Raw genomic sequence first — 22,705 nt, 5'->3', positions numbered from 1 at the left:
GGCTCCTCGGTATCTACGACGCTAGGCGGCGCAGTTTCCGGGGCTGGATCATTCACGTTTCGGCTGTGCAACAAGCCACTCACGCGACGGTGACCCGCTCGAGTGAGGTTCGCGGGCTGCCGGCTGCGCAGAGAGCGGCGACCAGGCTGCAGACGTCCGAGGTGCAGCTGCCGCAACCGGTGGAGGCGCGGGTCGCCGTCGCGACGGCCTCGGGCGTGTCTGCACCGGCCCTGACGGCGTCGGTGATGGCCGCCTTGGTCACAGCGTTGCAGCGGCACACGATCGCGGCATCGGGCAGGTCCGCCACTGAGGTCGCGGGAGCAGCGCCGGCGAGCGGGCGGGCCAGCAGGGCGGCCGGGTCGTCGGGGACAGGCGTCCGTGAGTCGAACGCCACCGTCAGGTCGGCCGCGACCTGGGGATCGCCGACGCAGGTGGCGCCCACCAGCAGTCCGTCGGCGACGGCGACCCGCACCCGGCGGCGGCCCACAGGGTCGGTGAGGGAGAGCACCCGCGGCGCGCCGGGCGCGTACTCGTCGGCCGGGAACTCGCCCATGGTGACCGCCTCGAGGCCCTCGGCCTTGACCCGGAACACGCCGGAGTCGGCGCCGAGCACTGGGCGGGGTCCGGACCGGCCGCTGATCTTCTCGGCCAGGTGGTGCGCGAGGACGCGCGCCTGCTCCCAGCCGGGGCCGACCAGCCCCGGGCAGCCGCGGGGGGTGCGGGCGCAGTCGCCGATGGCGTAGATGGCCGGGTCGTCGGTGCGGCACGTGTCGCTGACCAGGATGCCGTTGCGCACCCACAGGTCGGCCGCCTCCGCCAGGCGGGTGCGGGGCCGGACCCCGATGGCGACGAGCAGGAGGTCGGCGGGGATGTGCTTGCCGCTGGTCAACCTGACGGAGGTGAGGGCGCCGTCGCGGCGGCGCTCAACCCCGGCGACGCGCACGTCGACCAGCGTTGTGATCCCGCGGTCGGTCAGCCCGGCGCGGACGACGGCGCCGCTGGCGGGGTCGAACTGGCGGTCCAGCGGGGCCGAGCCGCGGTGCACGATGGTGGCGTCGCTGCCGGCCTCGGCGAGCGCGACGGCGGCCTCGATACCGAGGACCCCTCCCCCCATGACCACGACCCTGGCGCCGGCGGCCGCGGCCGAGCGGACCCGGTCCGCGTCGTCCCAGGTGCGTAGCGCGGCCACGCCGGGCATGGGGGTGCCGTCGGCGCGGACCACGCCGTCGACGGTGGGGAACACCGGATCGGCCCCGGTGGCCAGCACGAGTGTGTCGAAGGGGTGTTCCTCCCCCGTAGCGTCGACGACCGTGCGGTTGCGGCGGTCGATCCCGGTGGCCTTGCGGGCGCGCAGCATCCGCACGCCACGGCTCTCGGGCAGCGTGAGCCCCGGCAGGTCCGCCCGGCCGAGGATGACATCGGGTAGGAGGATCCGGTTGTAGGCGGCGTGCCCCTCCTCGCCCAGGACGGTGACCTCGACGTCGTCGAGGCGGTGGGAGGCCAGGTCGGCGAGGAAGCGGTGCCCCACCATGCCGTTGCCCACGACGACGATCCGGTGACTCATGACGCAGCTCCGATCCGGGTCAGCCGCACGGCCGCGACCTTCAGCTCGGGCATGCCCGAGATGGGGTCGGTGGCGGCATTGGTGACCCGGTTGACCGCGCCGGCGTCCGGGTAGTGGAAGGGCATGAAGACCGTGTCGTGGCGGATGCCCTCGGTGAGCCTGGCCACCGCCTCGCAGCTGCCTCGACGCGAATGCACCGCCACCCGGTCACCCGCCGCGACACCCAACCTCTGCGCGAGGAGAGGGTGCAGCTCGATATAGGCCTCGGGCTCCACGCTGTTGAGGGCCGGGACGCGCCGCGTCTGGGCGCCGGACTGGTAGTGCTGCAGGACCCGGCCGGTCACGAGGTACAGCGGCAGCTCCGGGGTGAGCTCGTCGTCAGGCGGGGTCTGGTCGACGGGGTGGAGGACTGCGCGCCCGTCCGGGGTCTCGAAGCGGTCGAGGAACACCCGCGGCGTGCCGGGGTGGTCAGGGGCGGGGCACGGCCAGTAGAGCGCGTCGCCGTCGCGGAGCCGCTGGTGGCTGAATCCGGCGTAGTCGGCCACGCCGCCGGCGCTGGCGCGGGTCAGCTCCTCGAACACGACGGCGGGGTCGGCGCTGAACTCGACGGGGCTGCCGAGGCGCTCGGCCAGCTCGCTCCAGACCTCCAGCTCGGTGCGGACGCCGACGGGGGGCAGCGCGGCCCGGGCGCGCAGCAGCAGCCGACCCTCGAGGTTGGTCATGGTGCCGGTCTCCTCCGCCCACTGCGTGACGGGCAGCACCACGTCGGCCAGGGCCGCGGTCTCAGAGAGCACGAAGTCACTGACCACCAGCAGGTCGAGGTCGCCCAACCGCTCAGTGAGGCGCAGCACGTCGGGCAGGCTGACGACGGGGTTGGCGCCGTGGATGAGCATGGCGCGCGGGCCGCCGGGGGTCGCCAGGGACTCGAACAGCGCGACCGCCGGCTTCCCGGGGCCGGGCAGGGAGTCAGGGTCCACGCCCCAGACTGCCGCGACGTGCGCGCGGGCCGCGGGATCGCTGATCGAGCGGTAGCCGGGCAGCTGGTCCGCCTTGAGCCCGTGCTCGCGGCCGCCCTGGCCGTTGCCCTGGCCAGTGAGGCAGCCGTAGCCGGAGCCCACCCTCCCGGGGAGCCCCAGGCAGAGGGCGAGGTTCACGGCGGCGGTGACGGTGTCGGTGCCGTGGGCGTGCTGCTCGGCACCGCGGCCGGTGAGGACGTAGGCCCCCCTACCACCCCGGGCCGGGCTCGCCTCGGCCAGCATCCTGGCGGCGGCGCGCAGCTGCGTCACCGGCACCCCCGTGACGCGCTCCACGCGCTCCGGCCACCACGCGGCCAGGCTGGCGCGCAGCTCGTCGACGCCGTTGACCCGCTCCTCCAGATAGCCCAGGTCGACGAGTCCCTCGCTCCACAGGATCTGGGTGAGGCCCAGCAGCAGCACGAGGTCGGTGCCGGGCAGCGGGCTGAGATGCAGGCCCCGGCCGTCGCCGGTGAGGGCCGCCGTCGGCGTGCGGCGGGGGTCGACGACGATCAGCCCGCCCGCCTCCTGCGCCCCAGACAGGTGGGTGCAGAACGGAGGCATCGTCTCGGCGGGGTTGGACCCCACCAGGAGGATCGCGCCGGCGCCGTCGAGATCGGTGAGCGGGAAGGGCAGCCCTCTGTCGAGCCCGAAGGCCCTCCGGCCGCCGGCCGCGGCCGACGACATGCAGAACCTGCCGTTGTAATCGATGTTGGGCGTCTGCAGCGCCACCCGGGCGAACTTGCCGAGATGGTAGGCCTTCTCGTTGGTGAGCCCGCCGCCCCCGAACACCGCCACCGACTCCGGCCCGTGCTCCACCCGTAGGCGGATCAGCGTGTCGGCGACCAGCGTCAGCGCGGTGTCCCAGTCCGTGGGCACCAGCTCACCGTCGCGCCGCACCAGCGGGCTGGTGAGGCGGTCCCGCGTGGTCAGCACCTCGGCGGACGTCCACCCCTTCTGGCAGAGCCGGCCCCGGTTGGTGGGGAACTCCAGCGGGGTCACCGTCGGGGTCACCCCCGGGTCTGACGGCGCCACGTTCATCGCGCACTGGAGCGCGCAGTAGGGGCAGTGGGTGGCGGCCATGGGTCAGACCTTCAGCGCGGCCATGCGTGAGCCGCGGCGCAGGTAGGTGAACCAGGTGACACCCAGCATGAGGAGGTAGGCGCCCACCATGGTCCAGAGGGCCGCCTGCAGGTCCCCGGTCAGGGTCCTGGAGAGGGCGAATCCCTGCGGGATGAGGAAGCCGCCGAAGGCGCCGATCGCGCCGGCGATGCCGATGCAGCCGGCGGCCGCGCGGCCCGCCGCCATCAAGGATCCGGTGCCGCTGTCGCGGACGGTGCCGGCGAAGACCGCCGGGATCATCCGGTAGACGGAGCCGTTTCCGATGCCGGTGAAGACGAACAGCCAGAGGAAGGAGATGAAGAAGATCTCGAACGATTCGAGCCGAAGCCCGATGATCGCACCGACCGCCCCCACCGCCATCGCGACGAAGGATGCGCAGGTCACCAGGGCGCCGCCCACCCGGTCTGCGAGGAATCCGCCGAAGGGGCGCGAGACCGAGCCCACCAGCGCGCCCATGAAGGCGAGCGAGAGGGTCACCGCCGGGAAGAGGTTCTTCAGCAGCGTCGGGAAGGTGGCGGAGTAGCCGATGAACGAGCCGAAGGTGCCGATGTAGATGAACGACAGGATCCAGGTGTGCGGGTTGCGCAGCGCGGCCGCGTAGGCGCGTGGGTCGGACTTGGCGTTGGACAGGTTGTCCATCCCGCGCCAGGCCAGCACTGCCGCCAGGAGTGCGAGCGGGATAAACATCAAGCCTGCCCGGTCCAGGCTGACCCCGGCCCCGATGGTGATGACGATCGGGACCGCGAGCTGCACGGCGGCGGTGCCGAGGTTTCCACCGGCGGCGTTGAGGCCGAGGGCGGCGCCCTTCTCCTTGGCGGGGAAGAAGAAGGAGATGTTGGCCATCGACGAGGCGAAGTTGCCGCCGCCGAATCCCGCGAGGGCCGCGATCCCCATCAGCGCCATGAATGGCAGCTCGGGGTGGTTGACGGCCCACGCCAGCGCCCCAGCCGGGAGGAGGAGCAGCAGGGCGGAGACCACGGTCCAGTTGCGGCCGCCGAAGCGGGGCACGGCGAACGTGTAGGGAAGGCGGAGCGTGGCGCCGACAAGGGCCGGCGTCGAGACCAGCCAGAACATTTCGTTGATGCTGAGGTTGAAGCCCACGCCGTTGAGCTGCGGGACGACGATGCTCCACAGCGCCCAGACGGCGAAGCCGAGAAACTCGGCGAAGATCGACAGCGTGAGGTTGCGGCGCGCGATGGGCCGGCCCACACTCCCCCACTGTTCCGGGTTCTCGGGGTCCCAGCCGTCGATCCAGCGGCCGGGACGGTGCGTGAGGCCTCCAGCGGCGGGAAGCGCCCGGGCGGCGACCTGGTCAGCCGTCAGGGTGTCGTCGACGATCCCCTCCGGCTCGTTCGACGGATGTGTCTGGGTGGTAGTCATGGTCGCTCCTTCGGCTCTTTCTCGGTCACGGGATACCTGAGCGACGCTGCTCCCCACAGAAACTACGTAGAGGATGTGACGGGCGATGAGCCGCCCGGTAACGGGCCTGTGACCTCTTCCTCACGCGGATTCCCCGCCGAGCGTGAGGAGAACGCGGGGCCGATCAGGCCGAGAGCCCGCGTCAGGCGACCCTAATGGTGTCGTCGTCGATATCGACGAGGGGTCTGCAACTTGCGATCCATAGAGCGGCTTCTGCATATATGCGCAGATGCCGCTCTATGGATAGGAAGTTGCAGACACACAAACAGTGGGACCGTCTTTTCCTCGCAGGAGGGGTGGGTTCGACCGGGATCCCCCTCCGGCCTTGACGGAGCACCCGGGCTGAGCGCACGGACCTGCCGCTCCTGGTGTGATCTGGATGGCGAAGATCGACCGATGTAGGCTTGACGGTGGTACTGCCCGCGGTACCATATCTCTGTGGCGACCGTGGACAAGCTCGTGGCAGCGATGCGTAAGAATCCACGGAACGTGCGCTTCGACGACCTCCACCAGGTCTGCGAGCACTACTTCGGTCCGCCCCGCAGAACCGGCGGATCACACGCGGTGTTCAAGACCCCTTGGCCCGGTGATCCCCGGGTGAATATCCTCCAACAGCAATGGCCAGGCCAAGCCGTACCAGGTGCGGCAGGTGCTGGCCGCGATCGACAAGAAGGAGGCGAAGTGATGTCCCACACCGAAACGGCCGACGTGTCCCGTTATACCTACCGCGTGACGTGGTCGGTCGAAGACGACGAGTTCGTCGCCACCTGCGCCGAGTTCCCCTCGCTGTCGTGGCTCGCCGACTCCCAGCCGGCTGCCCTCCAGGGGCTGGTTGACCTGGTCGCCGACACCGTGGCCGACCTCTTGGCAGAGGGTGAGGCCGTCCCCGAACCGCTGTCGGAGCGGACCTACTCGGGCAAGTTCAACCTCCGTGTCGGTGAAAGCCTGCACCGCCGCCTCGCGATCCAAGCTGCCGAAGAGCACCTCAGCCTCAACCAGTACGTCGTGCAACGCCTCTCAGAGGCCTCCTGAGCCACCTCTGGAACATCCGCAATTGCCGCAGCCAGCGCGTTCGATCCTGCCGAGAGTCGCGCTTTCGGCGCACAGCAACCGCGGGCGCTGAGTTGTACGTTTCAGCCGTTCCAGCGGCTATCATGGGTGGCATGACTGAGATGACTGTGAGCGACGCCCGGGCCCGCCTCGCTGATGTCGTGGACGCGGCCCGCGTGGGGCACGACCCGGTGTACCTGACCCGTCGGGGCCAGCGGGTGGCAGCCGTCATCGACGCCGACGACCTGGACCGGTTGATTGCGGCCGCGGAAGACCTGGCCGATCTCGAGGCTGGCCGTGTGGCACGTACCGAGATGGCCGATGGTGAGTCGGCGATCCCCTGGGAGCAGGTCAAGGCCGACCTCGGCCTGGCATGAGCTACCGGATCGAGGTCGCGCCCGCTGCGGTCCGACAGCTACGCAAGCTGGACCGGGTCGCCCAGCGGCGGGTCCAGGCGGCGATCGAGTTGCTGGCGGGCGAACCGCGCCCGAGCGGTGCCAAGAAGCTGGTTGGCGGCGACGGTGAGTGGCGTGTCCGGACCGGCGACTACAGGATCGTCTACGAGATCCACGACAACGTGCTGCTCGTCCTGGCGGGCTAGCAAGAGTGCATCCGCGGGACGCGGCAGCAGGATCGGCTCAATCTGCGAGGCATGCATGGGGGACGGATGTCGTGTTCGCTCCTCGCCACCAGAAGGGGATGTCCCGGTTCTGCGGTATAGAAGAAGCCCGGTATCCTGTCCGGGTTGACTCCGCCTCAGGGGTCGCGTGGCCCCGTAGCTCAGGGGATAGAGCAGAGGTTTCCTAAACCTTGTGTCGGAAGTTCGAATCTTCCCGGGGTCGCCAGCATCATCCCCGTCCCGTGTGCGGGTCGGTTTCGACGCAGCCGGTGGCGCTACGCGCCCGGCTGGCTCAACCAGCTGGTCGGGATCGGCGCAGCTGGACCTCTTCCCACACCGTCACCGCTCCCACCACGAGCAGCAGCGGCAGCACGAACGCCACCATCACCAGCGAGAACCCGCGCAGCGCGTCGTGCTCCGCGGAGGCCAGCACCATGTAACCCAGGTACGCCGCGTACAGGGCGACGAACACGCCGCCCTCGAGCCGCACCACCCGATGCCCTGTGAACGCGACGGTGCCGAGCGCCAACGCGGCCGCGATCATCAGCGGCAGGTCCAGCGCCACGGACGACGCCGGCACCGGCAGTCCACCGGGCGAGAACAGTGCGGGAAGACCCAGGATGAGACCGATGTTGGCGATGTTGCTCCCCACGATGTTGCCCACCGCGATGTCGACCTCGCCGCGGCGCACGGCCGCGACCGTTGCGGCCAGCTCCGGCAGCGACGTCCCCAGGGCCACGATGGTCAGGCCGATAATCAGTTCCGAGACCCCCAGTCCGGAGGCGATGGACACCGCCCCCCGGACCAGCAGCTGTGCGCCGAACACCAGCGCCGCGACCCCCACCGCGACGAACGCCACCGACACCCACACCGGGGAGGGGGCCTCAACCTCCGCGTCGTCGCCGCCGGAGGCTGCCTCCCGGGCCACCGCCCTCCTGCCGAGGATGACGGTGGTCACCATGATGGTGACGAAGGCAGCCATCAGGATCACGCCGTCGATCAGGCCGAGGGAACCGTCGAGGCTGAGCAGCAGCAGCACGAAGGACAGGCCCACCATGGCGGGGAGGTCGAAGCGCAGCAGTTGGCGCTGCACGCTGAGCGCCGCCATCAGCGCGCCGACGCCGAGGATGAGCAGCACGTTGCCGGTGTTGCTGCCGATCACGTTGCCGACGGCCAGTTCCGGGGCGCCCGCCAGCACCGAGTCGACGGTGACCGCCAGCTCGGGCGCCGACGTCGCGACTGAGACCACGGTGAGACCGACCACCAGCGGCGACATTCCCAGGCGCCTGGCCAGCGACCCCGCTCCCCTGACCATCAGTTCGCCGCCGAGGACGAGCAGCACGAGACCGCCGAGGATGAGGAGGACGTCTGTCAGCACGCCCCTATCGTAGGGACGTCAGCGCAGCGAACCGTAGGTGTGCTGCGCCTTCTGCAGTGCCGACACGTAGCCCTCGCGCTCGTAGGCGTCCGGCGCGGCCTCCGCGGGCACCGCCAGGAGCCCGCGGGCCTTGGACAGCGTCAGGCCCTTAGCGGTCAGCCACTGGCCGAGGCCGTCGACGAGCACCTGCGCATAGGCCGGCCCGCGTCGGATGAGCGACGAGGTGGTCATCACCACGTCCGCGCCGGCGAGAATGTACTTGACCACGTCGTCGGCCGTGTCCACACCGGTGGTGGCGGCCAGCGAGGCCTCCACCGCGCCGTGCAGCACCGAGATCCACGTCCGCGGGAGCCGCGCCTCCACCGGAGACGACAGCGTCACCCCGGACTCCACGGTCATGCGGTCCAGGTCGATGTCCGGCTGGAGGAACCGGTTGAACAGGACCAGGCCGTCCGCCCCCGCCGCGTCGAGGCGGACCGCCATGTTGCCCACCGAGGAGAAGTAGGGGCTGAGCTTCACCGCCACGGGAATGCCGACGGCGCCCTTGACCGCGGCGAGGATGGCCAGGTGCCGCTCCTCCACCGAGTGGCCCGACATCATCACGTCGCCGGGCACGAAGTAGATGTTGAGCTCGATGGCGGCGGCTCCGGCCTCCTCCAGCTGGCGCGCCGTCTGCGTCCAGCCGCCCACCGAGGCCCCGTTGAGCGAGGCGATGAGGGGGACGTCGACGGCCGCGGCCGCCTGTTCCACCAGGGTGAGGTAGGCGTGGCTGGCGTCGTGGGCCGCCCTCGGTACCGTCGGGAAGTAGGACAGCGCCTCCGCGTGTGAGTCCTCGTACATCTCCTCCAGCGCCGCGACCGCCTCAGCCTCGCGGCGCAGCTGCTCCTCGAACAGCGAGTACAGCACGACGGCACCGACGCCGCCGTCGGCCAGCGCCCTCACGCCGGCCACCGTCTGCGACAGCGGCCCTGCGGACGCGACGACCGGGTTGCGCAGGGTGAGCCCCAGGTAGGTGGTGGCGAGATCGGTCATCATCGGTTCCTCGGATCGGCTGCGAACTGGTGAGCGCCCCGGCCGGCGAGCTCTTCGTACTCGGACCACTTGCGGTCCACCTGCTCCTGCGCCAGGGCAAGGAGGCGGTCCGCCTCCACGGGATCCGCCGCGCGAAGCACCTTGTAGCGCAGCTCGGCGGACTGGTACTTCTGCAGCGACATCCGCGGCCGCGGCGAATCCAGCAGGAACGGGTTGCCGCCCGAGTCGCGGATGACGGGGTTGTAGCGCATCAGCGGCCAGTGTCCGGAGTTGACGGCCCGGTACTGCTGCTCGAGGCCCTTGCGGATGTCGTAGCCGTGCGCGATGCAGTGGCTGTAGGCGATGATCAGGCTCGGGCCGTCGTAGGCCTCTGCCTCGCGGAACGCCTTGAGCGTCTGCTGCGGGTCCGCGCCCATCGCCACGCGGGCCACGTAGACCGACCCGTAGGCCATCGCCTGCATGGCCAGGTCCTTCTTGTTGGTCAGCTTCCCGCCGGAGGCGAACTTCGCGACGGCGCCCAGCGGCGTGGACTTCGAGGCCTGGCCCCCGGTGTTGGAATACACCTCGGTGTCCAGGACAAGGATGTTGACGTTGCGCCCGGAGGCCAGGACGTGGTCCACGCCACCCGAGCCGATGTCGTAGGCCCACCCGTCGCCGCCGACGATCCACACCGAGCGGCGCATCAGGTGATCCGCGACGCTGCGCAGGTCTTCCGCAGCGATCCCCTTGAGCCCGACGAGCTTCTCCTTGAGCCGGTTGACCCGCTCCAGCTGCGCGGTCAGTTCGGAGCCCTGGCGTTGGGGCGCGCCCAGGATGCCGTCGACCAGAGCGTCATCGCCGATCTCGTCGCGGAGTTCGGCGAGCCTGGTGCGGGCGAGGTTCTCGTGCAGGTCCGCGGCCAGGCGGATGCCCAGGCCGAACTCGGCGTTGTCCTCGAACAGGGAGTTGGACCAGGCCGGCCCGCGGCCCGCGGCGTTCTTGGCCCAGGGCGTCGTCGGCAGGTTGCCGCCGTAGATCGAGGAGCAGCCGGTGGCGTTGGCGATCGTGGCGCGGTCCCCGAACAGTTGGCTGAGCAGCTTGAGGTACGGGGTCTCGCCGCAGCCGGAGCAGGCGCCCGAGAACTCGAACAGGGGCTCCAGGAACTGCGTGCCGCGGATGGTGCCGAAGTCCACCCGGGAGCGGTCGTTCTGCGGGATGGTCTCGAAGTACTCGACCGCCTCCTTTTCTTTCTCCCGTTCCAGCAGGGGCACCAGGTTGATCGCGCGCCGCGACGGCTGGTCCACCGGCTTGACCGGACAGGCCTCCACGCACAGCCCGCAGCCGGTGCAGTCCTCCACGTAGACCTGGAGGGTGTAGCGGGTCTGCGGCAGGCCGGCGGCGTTGAGCGGCGCCGACTGGAACCCCTCCGGCGCGTCGCCGATGGCGTCTGCCGGGTAGCTCTTGGCGCGCAGCACCGAGTGCGGGCAGACGAACGCGCAGTTGCCGCACTGGATGCAGGACTCGGCGTCCCATTCGGCCACGATCTCGGAGATGTTGCGCTTCTCGAACTTGGTGGTGCCCGACGGGTACGTCCCGTCCACCGGCAGCGCCGAGACCGGCAGGTCGTCGCCGCGACCCGTCAGCATGGTCGCGGTGACGGTGCGCACGAACTTGGGCGCGTTGGCCGGCACGGGCGGGATGAACCCGTGATCCGAGGAGGCGAAGTCCGGCACGACCACCTCGTGCAGCTCGGCCAGCGCCGCGTCCACGGCCTCGTGATTCTTGCGCACCACTTCGGCGGACTTGCGGGCGTAGGTCTTGGTGATCGCGTCCTTGATCTTGTCGATGGCCTTGTCGCGTGGCAGGACGCCGGAGATGGCGAAGAAGCAGGTCTGCAGGATGGTGTTGGTGCGGCTGCCCAGCCCGGCGGCGCGCGCGACCTTCCCTGCGTCGATGACGTAGACCTTGATCCCCAGCTCGATGATCCTGCGCTGAACAGGAAGGGGCAGCTGATGCCAGGTCCCCTCCGGCCCATAGGGGGCGTTGAGCAGCAGCACGGTGCCGGGCCTGGCGAACTCGAGCACGTCGACCCGCTCCAGGATGGACCAGTGGTGGCAGCCGATGAAGCCCGCCTGGTTGATCAGGTACGGCGCGTGGATGGGGTGAGGCCCGAAGCGCAGGTGCGACACCGTCCTCGACCCCGACTTCTTCGAGTCGTAGACGAAGTAGCCCTGCGCGAAGGTGTCCTCGGAGGAGCCGAGGATCTTGATGGTGTTCTTGTTGGCGCCGACGGTGCCGTCCGAGCCGAGGCCGTAGAAGACGGCGCGCAGGGTCTCGGGGTTCTCCAGGTCCAGCGTCGGGTCGTAGTCCAACGAGAGATGGGTGACGTCGTCGTGGATGCCGACGGTGAACCGCGGCCTGGGCGAATCGAGACCGAGCTCCTCGTAGATCGCCTGCACCATGGCGGGCGTGAACTCCTTCGACGACAGGCCGTAGCGGCCGCCGATGGTGATCGGCAGCTCGTCGCGCAGCCCGCCCGCGACAGCCTCCGCCAACAGCGAGGTGATGTCCAGGAACATCGGTTCGCCGGAGGCGCCCGACTCCTTGGTGCGGTCCAGCACCGCGACCCTCTTCGCGCTGGCCGGCAGTGCGGCCAGGAACGCGTCGGTGGGGAACGGCCGGTAGAGACGGATCTGGATGACGCCGACGCGCCCCCCTGCCTCGTTGATGCGGTCCACGACGGGGGTGACGGCCTCCACGCCGGAGCCCATGATCACCACGACGCGGTCCGCATCCGGCGCGCCGTGATACTCGACGAGCCCATAGCGGCGGCCGGTGAGTTCGGCGAACTTGTCCATCTCGTTGGCGATCACCTTCGGCGCCCACTGGTAGTACAGGTTGGCCGTCTCGCGGGACTGGAAGTAGGTGTCGGGGTTCTGCGCGGTGCCGCGGATGAACGGGTTGGCGGGGCTCAACGCACGGGCGCGGTGCTCCATCACCAGCTCGCGGGGGATGAACTGGCGCAGCTCGTCGTCGGTGAGCTTGGTCAGGGTGTTGAGTTCGTGGGAGGTGCGGAACCCGTCGAAGAAGTGCACGATCGGCAGCCGGGTGCGCAGCGTGGCCGAGTGCGCCACCGCGGCCATGTCGTGGGCCTCCTGCACGGAGGCCGAGCTCAGGAGGCACACCCCGGTCTGCCGGACGGCCATCACGTCCTGGTGGTCGCCGAAGATGGACAGGCCCTGCGTGGCCAGGGATCGCGCGGCCACGTGGAACACCGTCGAGGTGAGCTCGCCGGCGATCCGGTACATGTTGGGGATCATCAGGAGCAGGCCCTGCGACGCCGTGAACGTGGTGGACAGCGCACCGCCCTGGAGGGCGCCGTGCATGGCTCCGGCCGCGCCGCCCTCGGACTGCATCTCGATGACGGTGGGAACCTGGCCGTAGATGTTGGCCCGGCCGTGCGCGGACCACTCGTCGGCCAGCTCCGCCATCGTCGACGACGGGGTGATGGGGTAGATCGAGCACAGCTCGCTGACGCGGTAGGCGACGTCGGCCGCCGCCTCGTTGCCGTCAATGATGGCCTTGGTGCTCATCGGGGGCCCTCCTGGATCATCTCGATGGCGTGGACGGGGCACTGCTCGAAGCAGCTGGCACAGCCGGTGCACTTCTCGTAGTCGAAGCGGTACCGGTTGCCCTTGCCGAGCTTGATCACCGCGTCCTCGGGGCAGGCGCCCAGGCAGCCGTCGCATTCGAAACAGTTGCCGCAGCTCAGGCACCGGTCGGCCTCGTAGGCGGCCTCTGCGTCGGTGAGGCCCGCTACCACCTCGCCGAAGCCTTCGAGCCGCTCCTCGATGTCGGTCTCGGCCTGGACACGGCGCTCGTGGTCACCGAAATACCACAGGTTCATCATCGGGAGGGTGACCACCGGGTGCTTCTCCACCGGCACCCATTCCTCCTTGTTGAGCCAGGCGTCGATCCGCCGGGCCGCCTTCTTGCCGTGGCCCACGCCGATGGTGACGGTGCGGTCCGACGGCACGGCGTCGCCGCCGGCGAAGATGCCCGGCACCGCCGTCATCAGGCTGTGCGGGTCCACCTCCACCACGTCGTCGTTGAAGCTCATCCCGGGGATGGCGCGCAGGAAGTGGGTGTCGGCACGCTGGCCGAGGGCAAGGATGACGGTGTCCGCCTCCAACCTCTCGAACACCCCGGTGCCGCGGGCCTTGCCGTCCTCGTCGAGTTCCATGATCTCGACGGTGAGGTCCTCGTCGTTCATCGAGGTGATGGTCCGCAGCCAGTTCATCTGCACGCCTTCGGCCTGGGCTCCCTCCAGCTCGTCGGCGTGGGCGGGCATCTGCGCCATGCTGCGTCGATACACCACCACTGATTCCTCGGCGCCGAGCCGGCGCGCGACCCGAGCGGCGTCCATCGCGGTGTTGCCGCCGCCGTAGATCGCCACCTTGCGCCCGATGATGGGGCGCTCGCCGGAGGCGACGTCGCGCAGGAAGCTGACGGCGTCCAGCACACGGGTGGCGTCTGCCGCCGGGATGTCGACTCGCTTGGAGATGTGGGCACCCACTGCCACGAAGACCGCGTCGAACGCGCCATCGCGCTGGGTGGCGAGAAGATCCTTGATGGGGGTGTTCTGCCGGAACACCACGCCGAGCTCCACCAACCGCAGCAGCTCGGCGTCCAGCACGTCGCGCGGAAGCCGGTACTCGGGGATGCCGTAGCGCATCATCCCGCCGGGTTTGTCGCCCGCGTCGAAGATCTCCACGGCGTGGCCGAGCCGGGCAAGGTGGTAGGCGGCGGAGAGGCCGGCCGGGCCGGAGCCCACCACCATCACGCGCCTGCCGGAGCGGCGTCGGGGCTGCGGGACGCGCCAGCCTTTCTCAATCGCCAGGTCTCCGAGATAGCGCTCGACGGAGTGGATGGAGACCGCCTCGTCGAGGTCCTTGCGGTTGCAGTCCGTCTCGCACGGGTGGTAGCAGACGCGGCCGTGGATGGCCGGGAACGGGTTGTCGGTGACGAGTTGACGCCACGCCGCCTCCGCCTCGCCCGCTTTGATCAGCCGCAGCCACTCCTGGATGTTCTCCCCTGCAGGGCAGCCCGCGTTGCACGGCGGAAGCATGTCCAGATAGATCGGCTTCCGGGATCGCACCGGGGCCACCCGCCCCGCTGTGTGACTGAGATCCGGCTGGACTGTCATGTCCCTGCGCTCGGCGGCCATCGTTGCCCCTTTTCGTAGCTACTACCAAGCATCGTAGGGGGGCGGGGTATGCCGGGAGACCTGGGGGCAGACAAAAGGCCCGCTTGTGAAAGCGGGCCTTTCGCGTCAGCTGTGGCTCACGCTCACGGCTTGGCTTGCGCCTCCGCGACGAGGGTGTCGATATCCAGGGCCTTGATCTGCTCGATGAGCGAGTCCACCTGCTTGCCGTTGAGCAGGCCGGCCTGGCGGAAGACCAGGTTGCCGCGGCGGAAGGCCATGATGGTGGGAATGGACTGGATCTCCCACGCGGCGGCCACGTCACGGGCGTCCTCGGTGTCCACCTTGGCGAACACAACGTCGTCGTGACGGGCCGAGGCATCCTCATAGATCGGCGCGAAGCGCTTGCACGGGCCGCACCAGTCGGCCCAGAAGTCGATCAGCACGACCTCGTTCTCGCTGACGGTGTCGTTGAAGTTCTCTGCGGTCAGGGCTGTGGTCGCCATGGGCGATCCCCTTTCTTCCTTGTGTCGTTCGTCGCGGGGTACAACACGCGACTGCGGCGCGGTATTCCCGCAGTGGGACACCCCGTGGGGTATGGCCCAGCGTAGCCGACCTTCGGATCGGCTACTTGATGGCGATCAGCCGGCGCATGGGCAGCGGTACCCGGACCGGCCCTGACTGCTCGGCGCGGGCCACGAGGAAGTCGACGGCGGCCATGGTGCGGTTCCGGGTCGTCGCCCCGCGGAGCCCGGCGAAGAGCCGCTCCGCGTCCTCGCGGTTCGCGACCTCCACGTAGTACTTCGCCCGACGGTCCTCGGCCTTGGTGAGGCCGGCGGCGAGGAGCGCGTCGCGCGCCCGGAACTCTGTGATCCCGGGCAGCAGCGGCGCCACCCGAAGGATCTGGGCCAGCCGGGTGACCAGCCGCAGGTCCTGGGTGTTGGCGGGGCGCAGCGACGGCGTCAGCGCGGCGAACACGCCGCCCGGGCGGAGCACCCGCGACACCTCGGACATCAGCCGCGGCCGGTCCGCCACGACGGCGATGCCCAGCGACGAGACCACGGCGTCGAAGCTGTTGTCCGAGAAGGGCAGGTACGACGCGTGGCCCAGCACCAGCGGTCCGCGGTGACGATGCGCCGCCTCGACCAGCTCCGCCTCCGAGCGGTCCAGCCCGATCACCGTCCGGCCGGGCCGCTGCAGCCGCTCGATCATCGCACCGGCGCCGCAGGCCAGGTCCAGCACCGTCGACGCCGAGGCCGACACCGAGCGCGCCAACCACTCGTAGGGCGTCCGATCACCGCCGTAGGCGCGGCTCAGCACGTCCTCCATGGCGCCCGGGCCGCTCGTCCCGAGCCACCTCAGCTCCTCGTGGTTCTCACTCATCGCGACTCACGAACAGCAGTTCGGAGGCGAACAGACCCACGTCCGTGGTGACTCCGTCGATGTCCACGCGCACCACGTCCACGTCGCGGTGGGCCAGGAGCGAGACGCCCGGCCTGAACCCGGCGGCAGCGAGCGCGGGCAGCATGCCGTGATCCGCCTGCAGATTCTCGCTCATCCGCTGCAGCACGAAGCGCTGCGGTTGATCTGTGACGAGGTCAGCAAGCGGGTCCGCGTGCTCCCGGAACGGCGTGTGCTCGACGTCCACGCCCAGTTCCTTGAGCCCCGGGATGGGGTTGCCGTAGGGCGAGCGGGTGGGCGAATCCAGGATGGCCACCAGCCGCTTCTCGACGTCGATGGAGATGACGTGCTCCCAGCGGCAGGCCTCGTCGTGCACCTTCTCCCACTCCAGCCCGATCACTTCGGTCAGCAGGCACTCGGCCAGGCGGTGCTTCCGCATCACGTCGCGGGCGAGCGTGGCCCCGGTGCGGGTGAGGCGGATCGTTCGGTCGGTGTCGACGTGCAGGAGGCCGTCGCGCTCCATGCGGGCGACGGTCTGGGACACGGTGGGGCCGGACTGGTGCAGCCGCTCGGCAATCCGGGCACGGAGGGGCTGCACCCCCTCTTCCAACAGCTCGTAGACGGTGCGGAGATACATCTCCGTGGTGTCGATCAGGTCGCTCATGTCCGGTTGCCCCCTTCGCCGCCCATCCTAGTGTCGTGGACGCGGCACGATCAGGGCCGAGGCGGGACCACCCATTCGCCGCGACGCATCACGGCGTGCAGGCGCCCATCGTCGTCGACGAGGCAGACGTCGGCCAGGCAGCCGGGCGCGAGGCGGCCCACATCGTCGAGCCGGTGCCAGGCCGCGGGCGTGGTGGCCGCCATCAGGGCCGCGTCGGGGATACTCACCCCCACCTCCTGCACCACGAACTCGAACGCCTTGTCCATCGTCAAGGTCGAGCCCGCGATCGCGCCTGCTGCTCCGTCGGCGGTGACCAGCCGCGCGGTGCCGTCGGAGACCTCCACCTCGAGCTCACCCAGGATGTAGCGCCCGTCGCCCTTGCCGGTGGCGCTCATGGCGTCGGTGACCAGGGCGACGCGGCGGGGTGTCGCGGCGTCGATGCTCATCGCGGCGATCACGGGCTTGTGGTGGACACCGTCGCAGATCAGCTCCACCATCACGCGCTGGTCGGCCAGCAGGACCGGCACCGGGCCGGGGTCGCGGTGGTGGATCGAGCGCATCGCTGAGAACAGGTGGGTGGCGACGGTGGCGCCCCACTCGATGGACTCCGCGGTCCGGATGTCGTCCGCGTCGGAGTGCCCGAACGCCACCGCCACACCCGCCTCCGTGAAGCGACGGGTCGCGGCCTCGGCATGCTCGAGCTCCACGGCGAGGGTGATCATCCGCAGCGCCGGGCCGCCCGCGGCGATGAGCCGTTCGACCGAGGCCGGGTCCGGGACCCGCAGGAGCGCCTCGTCGTGGGCGCCCTTGCGCTCCGGGGCCAGGAACGGGCCCTCGAGGTGGATGCCCGCGAGATCGCCCGCATCATGCAGGGCGCGGAGGACCGCCAACTGCGCCTCCAGCTTCTCCAACGGCTCGGTGACGGTGCTGGCGAACATCGTGGTGGTGCCGTGCGTCCGGTGGTACGCGATGGCCTCGAGGTTGCGGGCCGGGTCCGGGTCGCCGAAGCTGACGCCGACAGCGCCGTGGCAGTGGGTGTCGACGAAGCCTGGGACCGCCCACAGCGCGCCCCCTCCCCCGGCCGGCTCAATGGACACGATCCGTCCGCCCTCGATCACGATGGTGGCGTCGTCGATCACCCCTTCCGGAGTGACGGCGTGGGCGACGGTGAGCTGATGGGCCATGGCCTCATCCAATCAGGTGCGGACGAGGAAGGTCACCGCGCCGGCGATCAGGGCGACGAGGCCGGCGAGCAGCAGCGCGATCGTCGTGCCGGTGCGCGCCGGGGCCGACTCCGGCCCGGGAACCTCCGCCTCGGCGCTGGCCGACGGCGACGCGGACGCCGAGGCGTCCGGCGAGGGGGATGCCGATGCCGATGGATCCACCGGGGGCGCGACCGTCGTGGTGACGTCCGACGACGGAACCTCGACCTCGCGGATCAGAGGGTTGCCGCCGACGAAGATCTGGTCATCCGGCCCCACTGCAAGCGACTCGCCCTCAGGGGCCCCGATGATGGTGTCGGTGGCCAACGGCTCCCACGTCAGCGCGTCGATGTACTCAATGCCCACGCCCGTTCGGAGCGCCAGTGTGGTGCCGTCGGAGAGGAACACCCCGTCCGTGACTCCCTCCGGAGCGTCGACGACGCGGGTCAAGGTGTTCATCTCCTGACGCGACGGTTCGAGCTCGGCGCGGTAGATGCCGGGGTCCGCCCCTGCGGTGGCGATGTAGATGCGGCCGCGGCCCGAGATCATCATGGCCTGCGCGTCGTGCGGTCCGTCCTCGTAGACGAAGTCGTAGGCGAAGTAGGTCAGCCGCGACTCGGTCAGCTCACTGAGCCGGAACACCACCACGAAGTCACGGGACGCGTCCGGATCACCGATGTCGCCCACCCACAACCGGTCTCCCCGCCAGGCGAGCGCCTGGACCGATTCAGGGTCACCCCCGAACGAGATCTCCCTGCCGTCCTCCGCGGACACGACCACCCCGTCGTCGGCCGACGGACCGGCCAGCCACAGCGTCGACGAGCCCGAGCCGTAGGCCATGCCCACCACCGGCGTGGAACCCTCCGGCGGCTCGACGTCCTCGGCCCAGGCAGGCAGGATGGCGCCGATCACCGCGATGAGAACGAGCGCCACCAGGACGCCCGTGACGATGATGCGGCGAGTTCTCGGATTCACTGTGCCGATGGTACGCCCACGGTTACCGTTGGATGCATGCAACAGCTCGTCGCGTGCGCCATCGCCATCGACGATGTGCGCGACATCTTCGGCGCCTCCCCCGCCCTCGCCGAACGGCTTCGGGCCTCGGCGGCCGCTTACTTTGCCCGCCCCGCCCCCGCACACCGCAGCTGGCTGCGTCCCCTCCTTCGCCGCGACCCCTCCATGGCCGTCGATCCCGCCGCGCCCTCGAGCGCGGACGTGGACGCGCTGCTCGACGGCGCCTACATCGCCCCGGACCGGGTGGCCCCGTCGTGGCGGGTGCTGATCGCGTGGCTGGAGGAGTTGGCCGCCGCCACCAGGAGGGTGGTCTGGGACGAGGCCGCCTTCGAGCGCACCGAATGGAACCTCGCCCGGGCCGGGCTCAACAGCGACTACTCGCTGCGCAGCCTCGCGGACCGCGACCTGGGCATCGCCCTGCGCATCCAGCCGGGACAGGTTGCCGGCTACGCCAAGCACGTGCACGCCGTCGAGACACTGGCCGGGTTGCGCGCGGCGTTCGACCACCCCGAGCTGACCGACGAGGACCGGAGGTTCCTCACCCCCCTCATCGAGGTACTCACCGTTGCCTCAGGGCAGCCGCACCTCGACGTGGTGGTGGTGGGAACCACCGCCTAGCCCCGCCGATCACTCGGGATCGATCACCAGCACCAGGTCGCCGCCCTCGAGCTGCGTGGTGCCGGTCAGGACGACTCGCTTGACCACGCCCGCGACGGGGGCGTTGATGGCGGCCTCCATCTTCATGGCCTCGATGGTGGCCACCTGATCCCCCACCGCGACCCTCGCGCCCTCCTCGGCCGTCGGCGTGACGGCACCGCTGAACGGCGCCGCGACATGGCCCTTGTTCTTCGAATCGGCGCGCTCCGCCGTCGCCACCTCGGACTTGATCTTCAGGTCGCGCACCCGCACCGGGCGGATCTGGCCGTTGAGCAGGCACATCACGCTCCGCTTGCCGCGCTTGTCCGGCTCCGAGATCGCCTCGATGCCCACCAGCAGCGTGACGCCCTTCTCCAGCGTGATGGGGTACTCCTTGCCCCGCTCCATGCCGTACAGGTACGGCACGGTGGGCAGCACGGAGATGTCCCCGAAGTCCTCACGCTGCTGCTGGAACTCCTTCGTGGGGCCGGGGAACAGGAGCCGGTTGAGGGTCTCCTGACGGGTGCGGCCGGGCTGGGCGAGGAGGGCGAGGTCGTCGTCGGCCACCTCGGTCACGCGCGCTGGCGTGCGGCGGCCCTCGATTGCCTTGCTCCGGAACGGCTCGGGCCAGCCGCCGGCGGGCTCGCCCAGCTCGCCGTTGAGGAATCCGATCACCGAGTCCGGGATGTCGAAGCGTTGCGGGTCCGCCTCGAATGCGGCGGCCTCCGCGCCCACCGCCACCAGATGCAGGGCGAGGTCTCCCACCACCTTCGACGACGGGGTGACCTTCGTGGGCCGGCCGAGGATCTTGTCGGCCGCCTCGTACATGTCCTCGATGGCCTCGAACTTCTCCCCCAGGCCCAGCGCGATCGCCTGCTGGCGAAGGTTGGACAGCTGCCCCCCGGGGATCTCGTGGCTGTACACGCGGCCCGTCGGGGCGGGAAGCCCGGACTCGAACGGCCGGTACATCTTGCGCACCGCCTCCCAGTACGGCTCCAGGTCCAGCACAGCCTGTGGGTCCAGCTCGGACTGGCGCTCGGTCTGGTCCAGCGCCGCCACCAGTGCGGACATCGGGGGCTGCGACGTCGTCGAGCTCATCGCCGAGTTGGCCACGTCCACCGCGTCGACGCCGGCGTCGATGGCCGCCATCAGCGTGGCGAGCTGGCCGCCGGTGGTGTCGTGGGTGTGCAGGTGGACGGGCAGGTCGAACCGGTCACGCAGCGCTGTGACGAGCCGGCGGGCCGCCTCGGGACGCAGCAGGCCGGCCATGTCCTTGATGGCGATGATGTGCGCGCCGGCGTCGACGATCTGCTCGGCCAGCCGCAGGTAGTAGTCCAGCGTGTAGATCTTCTCGGCCGGGTCCAGGAGGTTGGAGGTGTAACAGAGCGCCACCTCCGCCACCGACGGGGTGCCGCGCACGGCCTCGATCGCCGGGCGCATCTGCTCGACGTCGTTGAGGGCGTCGAAGATCCGGAAAATGTCCACGCCCGTGGCGGCCGCCTCCGCGACGAAGGCATTGGTCACCTCCGTGGGGTAGGGGGTGTAGCCGACGGTGTTGCGGCCGCGCAGCAGCATCTGCAGGTTCTGGTTGGGCATCGCCTCGCGGAGCGTGGCGAGGCGCTCCCACGGATCCTCGCCGAGGAACCGCAGCGCCACATCGTAGGTGGCCCCACCCCAGCACTCCACCGAGAACATCTGCGGCAGCAGGCGCGCCTGGGTGGGGGCGACGGCGAGCAGGTCCCGGGTGCGCACCCGGGTGGCCAGCAGCGACTGGTGGGCGTCGCGGTAGGTGGTGTCGGTGATTCGCACGGGCACAGCCTCGCGCAACTCCCGCGCGAAGCCCTCCGCCCCGAGCGCCAGCAACCGCTGGCGGGCGCCGTCGGGCGCGGGCGAGGCGAGGTCTGCCTTGGGCAGCTTCGTCAGGGGTTCGAGCGTGGTCGGCGCTTCACCGTTGGGCCGGTTGACCGTCACCTCGGCGAGGTGCCGCAGCAGCTTCGTGGCCCGGTCCGCGGGGGTGCGCGCGTGGAGGAGATACGGGCGTTGGTCGATGAACGCCGTCGTGACAGCGCCCTCGGCGAAGTCCGGATCGTCCAGGACCGCCCGCAGGAAGGGGATGTTGGTGGCCACGCCACGGACGCGGAACTCCGCCAGCGCCCGACGGGCTCGGGCAACGGCCATCGGGAAGTCGCGGCCCCGGGCGGTGAGCTTGACCAGCAGCGAATCGAAGTGGGGGCTGATCTCGACGCCGGTTCCGGTGGTGCCGCCGTCGAGCCGGATGCCGGCCCCCGAGGCGGAGCGGTAGGCGGTGATGAGGCCGGTATCGGGGCGGAACGAGTTCTGCGGGTCCTCGGTGGTGATCCGGCACTGGAGCGCGGCCCCGCGGATCTGCAGCTCGTCCTGCCGTACGCCGATCTCATCCAGGGACTCGCCGGCGGCGATGCGCATCTGCGCCTGCACCAGATCGACGTCGGTGATTTCCTCGGTGACGGTGTGCTCCACCTGGATGCGCGGGTTCATCTCGATGAACACGTGACGCCCCGCGCGCTCACCCTCGGTCTCGACAAGGAACTCGACGGTGCCGGCGCAGGTGTAGTTGATGGCACGAGCGAACTTCACCGCGTCCGCAGTGAGAGCGTCGCGCAGCTCCTGCGAGATGTGGGGCGCGGGCGCGATCTCGATCACCTTCTGGTGCCGGCGCTGGATGGAGCAGTCCCGCTCGAAGAGGTGCACCACGTTGCCCTGGGTATCTGCCAGGATCTGGACCTCGATGTGTCGCGGTGCCGCGACGGCCTGCTCGATGAAGACGGTGGCGTCTCCGAACGCGGCCTCGGCCTCGCGCATGGCCGCGCCCAGTTCGTCGGCCAGCCTGGAGGGGTCGTCCACGCGGCGCATTCCGCGGCCCCCGCCGCCGGCGACAGCCTTGACAAAGACGGGGAATCCGATCTCCTCGGCGGCCCTGATCAGCTCGTCGGTGTCCGTGGAGGGCGGGCAGGACGCGAGGGTGGGGACGCCCACGCGGCGCGCCTCGGTGATGGCGCGCACCTTGTTGCCGGCCAGGGTCAACACGTCGGCGGAGGGGCCGATGAACGTGATGCCGTTGGCCGCGCAGGCCGAGGCGAGGTCCGGGTTCTCCGAGAGGAAGCCGTATCCGGGGTAGATGGCGTCCGAGCCGGACTCCTTGGCCGCGCGGATGATCTCGTCGATGTCCAGGTAGGCGCGGACCGGATGGCCCTCCTCCCCGATGAGGTAGGACTCCTGCGCCTTGATCCGGTGGTCCGCGTTGCGATCCTCGTACGGGAAGACGGCGACGGTGCGGAAGCCGAGTTCGTAGGCCGCGCGGAAGGCGCGGACGGCGATCTCGCCTCGATTGGCTACCAATACCTTCTGGAACATGGGCGACAGACTACCG

The 22,705-nt window shown here is 70.2% G+C and carries 17 protein-coding genes, 1 tRNA gene and 1 pseudogene; 6 read left to right on the top strand and 13 right to left on the bottom strand.

What is annotated here, in order from left to right:
• Positions 1-79: 79 nt before the first annotated feature.
• The 3 genes from ACZK39_RS10625 to ACZK39_RS10615 are packed head-to-tail and all read right to left on the bottom strand — an operon-like array spanning position 80 to position 5,079.
• Positions 80-1,564: an FAD-dependent oxidoreductase gene (locus ACZK39_RS10625; protein ID WP_463613300.1), complete on the bottom strand. Its 1,485-nt coding sequence runs from the start codon at positions 1,562-1,564 to the stop codon at positions 80-82.
• Positions 1,561-3,660: a molybdopterin oxidoreductase family protein gene (locus tag ACZK39_RS10620; protein WP_463613299.1), complete on the bottom strand. Its 2,100-nt coding sequence runs from the start codon at positions 3,658-3,660 to the stop codon at positions 1,561-1,563. Before ACZK39_RS10620 ends, ACZK39_RS10625 begins: the two co-directional genes overlap by 4 nt.
• Positions 3,661-3,663: 3 nt before the next feature.
• The gene (locus ACZK39_RS10615) at positions 3,664-5,079 is read right to left on the bottom strand and encodes an MFS transporter (RefSeq protein ID WP_459054943.1); all 1,416 of its coding nucleotides are present in this window, start codon (positions 5,077-5,079) and stop codon (positions 3,664-3,666) included.
• A 507-nt stretch (positions 5,080-5,586) separates the two neighbouring features.
• Between ACZK39_RS10615 and ACZK39_RS10610 the strand changes: the two are divergent.
• The 5 genes and pseudogenes from ACZK39_RS10610 to ACZK39_RS10590 all read left to right on the top strand — a co-directional run bounded on the left by ACZK39_RS10610 (position 5,587) and on the right by ACZK39_RS10590 (position 7,013).
• A pseudogene (locus ACZK39_RS10610) lies at positions 5,587-5,803 on the top strand (toxin HicA).
• Positions 5,803-6,150 (top strand): type II toxin-antitoxin system HicB family antitoxin, encoded by a 348-nt coding sequence (locus ACZK39_RS10605; RefSeq protein ID WP_463613298.1) that lies wholly within the window; start codon positions 5,803-5,805, stop codon positions 6,148-6,150. The pseudogene ACZK39_RS10610 and the gene ACZK39_RS10605 overlap by 1 nt, the downstream one beginning before the upstream one ends.
• Positions 6,151-6,281: 131 nt before the next feature.
• Positions 6,282-6,545 (top strand): type II toxin-antitoxin system Phd/YefM family antitoxin, encoded by a 264-nt coding sequence (locus tag ACZK39_RS10600; RefSeq protein ID WP_220489031.1) that lies wholly within the window; start codon positions 6,282-6,284, stop codon positions 6,543-6,545.
• Positions 6,542-6,769: a type II toxin-antitoxin system RelE family toxin gene (locus ACZK39_RS10595; protein WP_463613297.1), complete on the top strand. Its 228-nt coding sequence runs from the start codon at positions 6,542-6,544 to the stop codon at positions 6,767-6,769. Before ACZK39_RS10600 ends, ACZK39_RS10595 begins: the two co-directional genes overlap by 4 nt.
• A gap of 168 nt (positions 6,770-6,937) precedes the next feature.
• A tRNA-Arg gene (locus ACZK39_RS10590) sits at positions 6,938-7,013 on the top strand.
• A gap of 66 nt (positions 7,014-7,079) precedes the next feature.
• Here the strand turns inward: ACZK39_RS10590 and ACZK39_RS10585 are convergent.
• The 9 genes from ACZK39_RS10585 to ACZK39_RS10545 all read right to left on the bottom strand — a co-directional run bounded on the left by ACZK39_RS10585 (position 7,080) and on the right by ACZK39_RS10545 (position 18,621).
• The gene (locus ACZK39_RS10585; protein ID WP_463613296.1) at positions 7,080-8,165 is read right to left on the bottom strand and encodes a calcium/sodium antiporter; all 1,086 of its coding nucleotides are present in this window, start codon (positions 8,163-8,165) and stop codon (positions 7,080-7,082) included.
• An 18-nt stretch (positions 8,166-8,183) separates the two neighbouring features.
• Positions 8,184-9,197, bottom strand: a complete 1,014-nt coding sequence (locus tag ACZK39_RS10580) for a dihydroorotate dehydrogenase-like protein (protein WP_463613295.1) — start codon at positions 9,195-9,197, stop codon at positions 8,184-8,186.
• The gene (nifJ, locus tag ACZK39_RS10575; protein ID WP_463613294.1) at positions 9,197-12,769 is read right to left on the bottom strand and encodes a pyruvate:ferredoxin (flavodoxin) oxidoreductase; all 3,573 of its coding nucleotides are present in this window, start codon (positions 12,767-12,769) and stop codon (positions 9,197-9,199) included. Before nifJ ends, ACZK39_RS10580 begins: the two co-directional genes overlap by 1 nt.
• Positions 12,766-14,403, bottom strand: coding sequence for an NAD(P)-binding protein (locus ACZK39_RS10570; RefSeq protein WP_463613293.1), 1,638 nt, complete (start codon positions 14,401-14,403; stop codon positions 12,766-12,768). Before ACZK39_RS10570 ends, nifJ begins: the two co-directional genes overlap by 4 nt.
• Before the next feature lie 122 nt (positions 14,404-14,525).
• A complete protein-coding gene (trxA, locus tag ACZK39_RS10565) occupies positions 14,526-14,885 on the bottom strand; it encodes a thioredoxin (protein WP_463613292.1) in 360 nt (119 codons plus the stop codon).
• A gap of 121 nt (positions 14,886-15,006) precedes the next feature.
• Positions 15,007-15,762 carry a class I SAM-dependent methyltransferase gene (locus tag ACZK39_RS10560; protein WP_463613291.1) on the bottom strand — a complete coding sequence of 252 codons (756 nt, stop codon included), beginning with the start codon at positions 15,760-15,762 and terminating at the stop codon, positions 15,007-15,009.
• Positions 15,755-16,444 carry an iron-dependent transcriptional repressor DtxR gene (locus tag ACZK39_RS10555; protein ID WP_182781731.1) on the bottom strand — a complete coding sequence of 230 codons (690 nt, stop codon included), beginning with the start codon at positions 16,442-16,444 and terminating at the stop codon, positions 15,755-15,757. The genes ACZK39_RS10560 and ACZK39_RS10555 overlap by 8 nt, the downstream gene beginning before the upstream one ends.
• Positions 16,445-16,494: 50 nt before the next feature.
• Positions 16,495-17,628 carry an N-acetylglucosamine-6-phosphate deacetylase gene (locus tag ACZK39_RS10550; RefSeq protein WP_463613290.1) on the bottom strand — a complete coding sequence of 378 codons (1,134 nt, stop codon included), beginning with the start codon at positions 17,626-17,628 and terminating at the stop codon, positions 16,495-16,497.
• A 12-nt stretch (positions 17,629-17,640) separates the two neighbouring features.
• Positions 17,641-18,621 (bottom strand): hypothetical protein, encoded by a 981-nt coding sequence (locus tag ACZK39_RS10545; protein ID WP_182798638.1) that lies wholly within the window; start codon positions 18,619-18,621, stop codon positions 17,641-17,643.
• 36 nt (positions 18,622-18,657) lie between these two features.
• Between ACZK39_RS10545 and ACZK39_RS10540 the strand changes: the two genes are divergently transcribed.
• Positions 18,658-19,278, top strand: a complete 621-nt coding sequence (locus tag ACZK39_RS10540; protein WP_182781728.1) for a hypothetical protein — start codon at positions 18,658-18,660, stop codon at positions 19,276-19,278.
• 9 nt (positions 19,279-19,287) lie between these two features.
• Here the strand turns inward: ACZK39_RS10540 and ACZK39_RS10535 are convergent, their stop codons facing one another.
• Positions 19,288-22,689, bottom strand: a complete 3,402-nt coding sequence (locus ACZK39_RS10535) for a pyruvate carboxylase (RefSeq protein WP_463613289.1) — start codon at positions 22,687-22,689, stop codon at positions 19,288-19,290.
• Positions 22,690-22,705: the final 16 nt, after the last annotated feature.

Source organism: Tessaracoccus luoxuelianae (assembly GCF_055326245.1).
Note: the sequence above shows the minus strand (reverse complement) of the source record. Positions and strands in the feature narration are given on the sequence as shown.

Coding starts and splice junctions, on each gene's coding strand:
- ACZK39_RS10605 (WP_463613298.1), top strand. CDS start 5,803: ATGTCCCACACCGAAACGGCCGACGTGTCCCGTTATACCTACCGCGTG.
- ACZK39_RS10570 (WP_463613293.1), bottom strand. CDS start 14,403: ATGGCCGCCGAGCGCAGGGACATGACAGTCCAGCCGGATCTCAGTCAC.
- ACZK39_RS10540 (WP_182781728.1), top strand. CDS start 18,658: ATGCAACAGCTCGTCGCGTGCGCCATCGCCATCGACGATGTGCGCGAC.
- ACZK39_RS10555 (WP_182781731.1), bottom strand. CDS start 16,444: ATGAGCGACCTGATCGACACCACGGAGATGTATCTCCGCACCGTCTAC.
- trxA (WP_463613292.1), bottom strand. CDS start 14,885: ATGGCGACCACAGCCCTGACCGCAGAGAACTTCAACGACACCGTCAGC.
- nifJ (WP_463613294.1), bottom strand. CDS start 12,769: ATGAGCACCAAGGCCATCATTGACGGCAACGAGGCGGCGGCCGACGTC.
- ACZK39_RS10580 (WP_463613295.1), bottom strand. CDS start 9,197: ATGACCGATCTCGCCACCACCTACCTGGGGCTCACCCTGCGCAACCCG.
- ACZK39_RS10560 (WP_463613291.1), bottom strand. CDS start 15,762: ATGAGTGAGAACCACGAGGAGCTGAGGTGGCTCGGGACGAGCGGCCCG.
- ACZK39_RS10550 (WP_463613290.1), bottom strand. CDS start 17,628: ATGGCCCATCAGCTCACCGTCGCCCACGCCGTCACTCCGGAAGGGGTG.
- ACZK39_RS10620 (WP_463613299.1), bottom strand. CDS start 3,660: ATGGCCGCCACCCACTGCCCCTACTGCGCGCTCCAGTGCGCGATGAAC.
- ACZK39_RS10535 (WP_463613289.1), bottom strand. CDS start 22,689: ATGTTCCAGAAGGTATTGGTAGCCAATCGAGGCGAGATCGCCGTCCGC.
- ACZK39_RS10600 (WP_220489031.1), top strand. CDS start 6,282: ATGACTGAGATGACTGTGAGCGACGCCCGGGCCCGCCTCGCTGATGTC.
- ACZK39_RS10595 (WP_463613297.1), top strand. CDS start 6,542: ATGAGCTACCGGATCGAGGTCGCGCCCGCTGCGGTCCGACAGCTACGC.
- ACZK39_RS10625 (WP_463613300.1), bottom strand. CDS start 1,564: ATGAGTCACCGGATCGTCGTCGTGGGCAACGGCATGGTGGGGCACCGC.
- ACZK39_RS10615 (WP_459054943.1), bottom strand. CDS start 5,079: ATGACTACCACCCAGACACATCCGTCGAACGAGCCGGAGGGGATCGTC.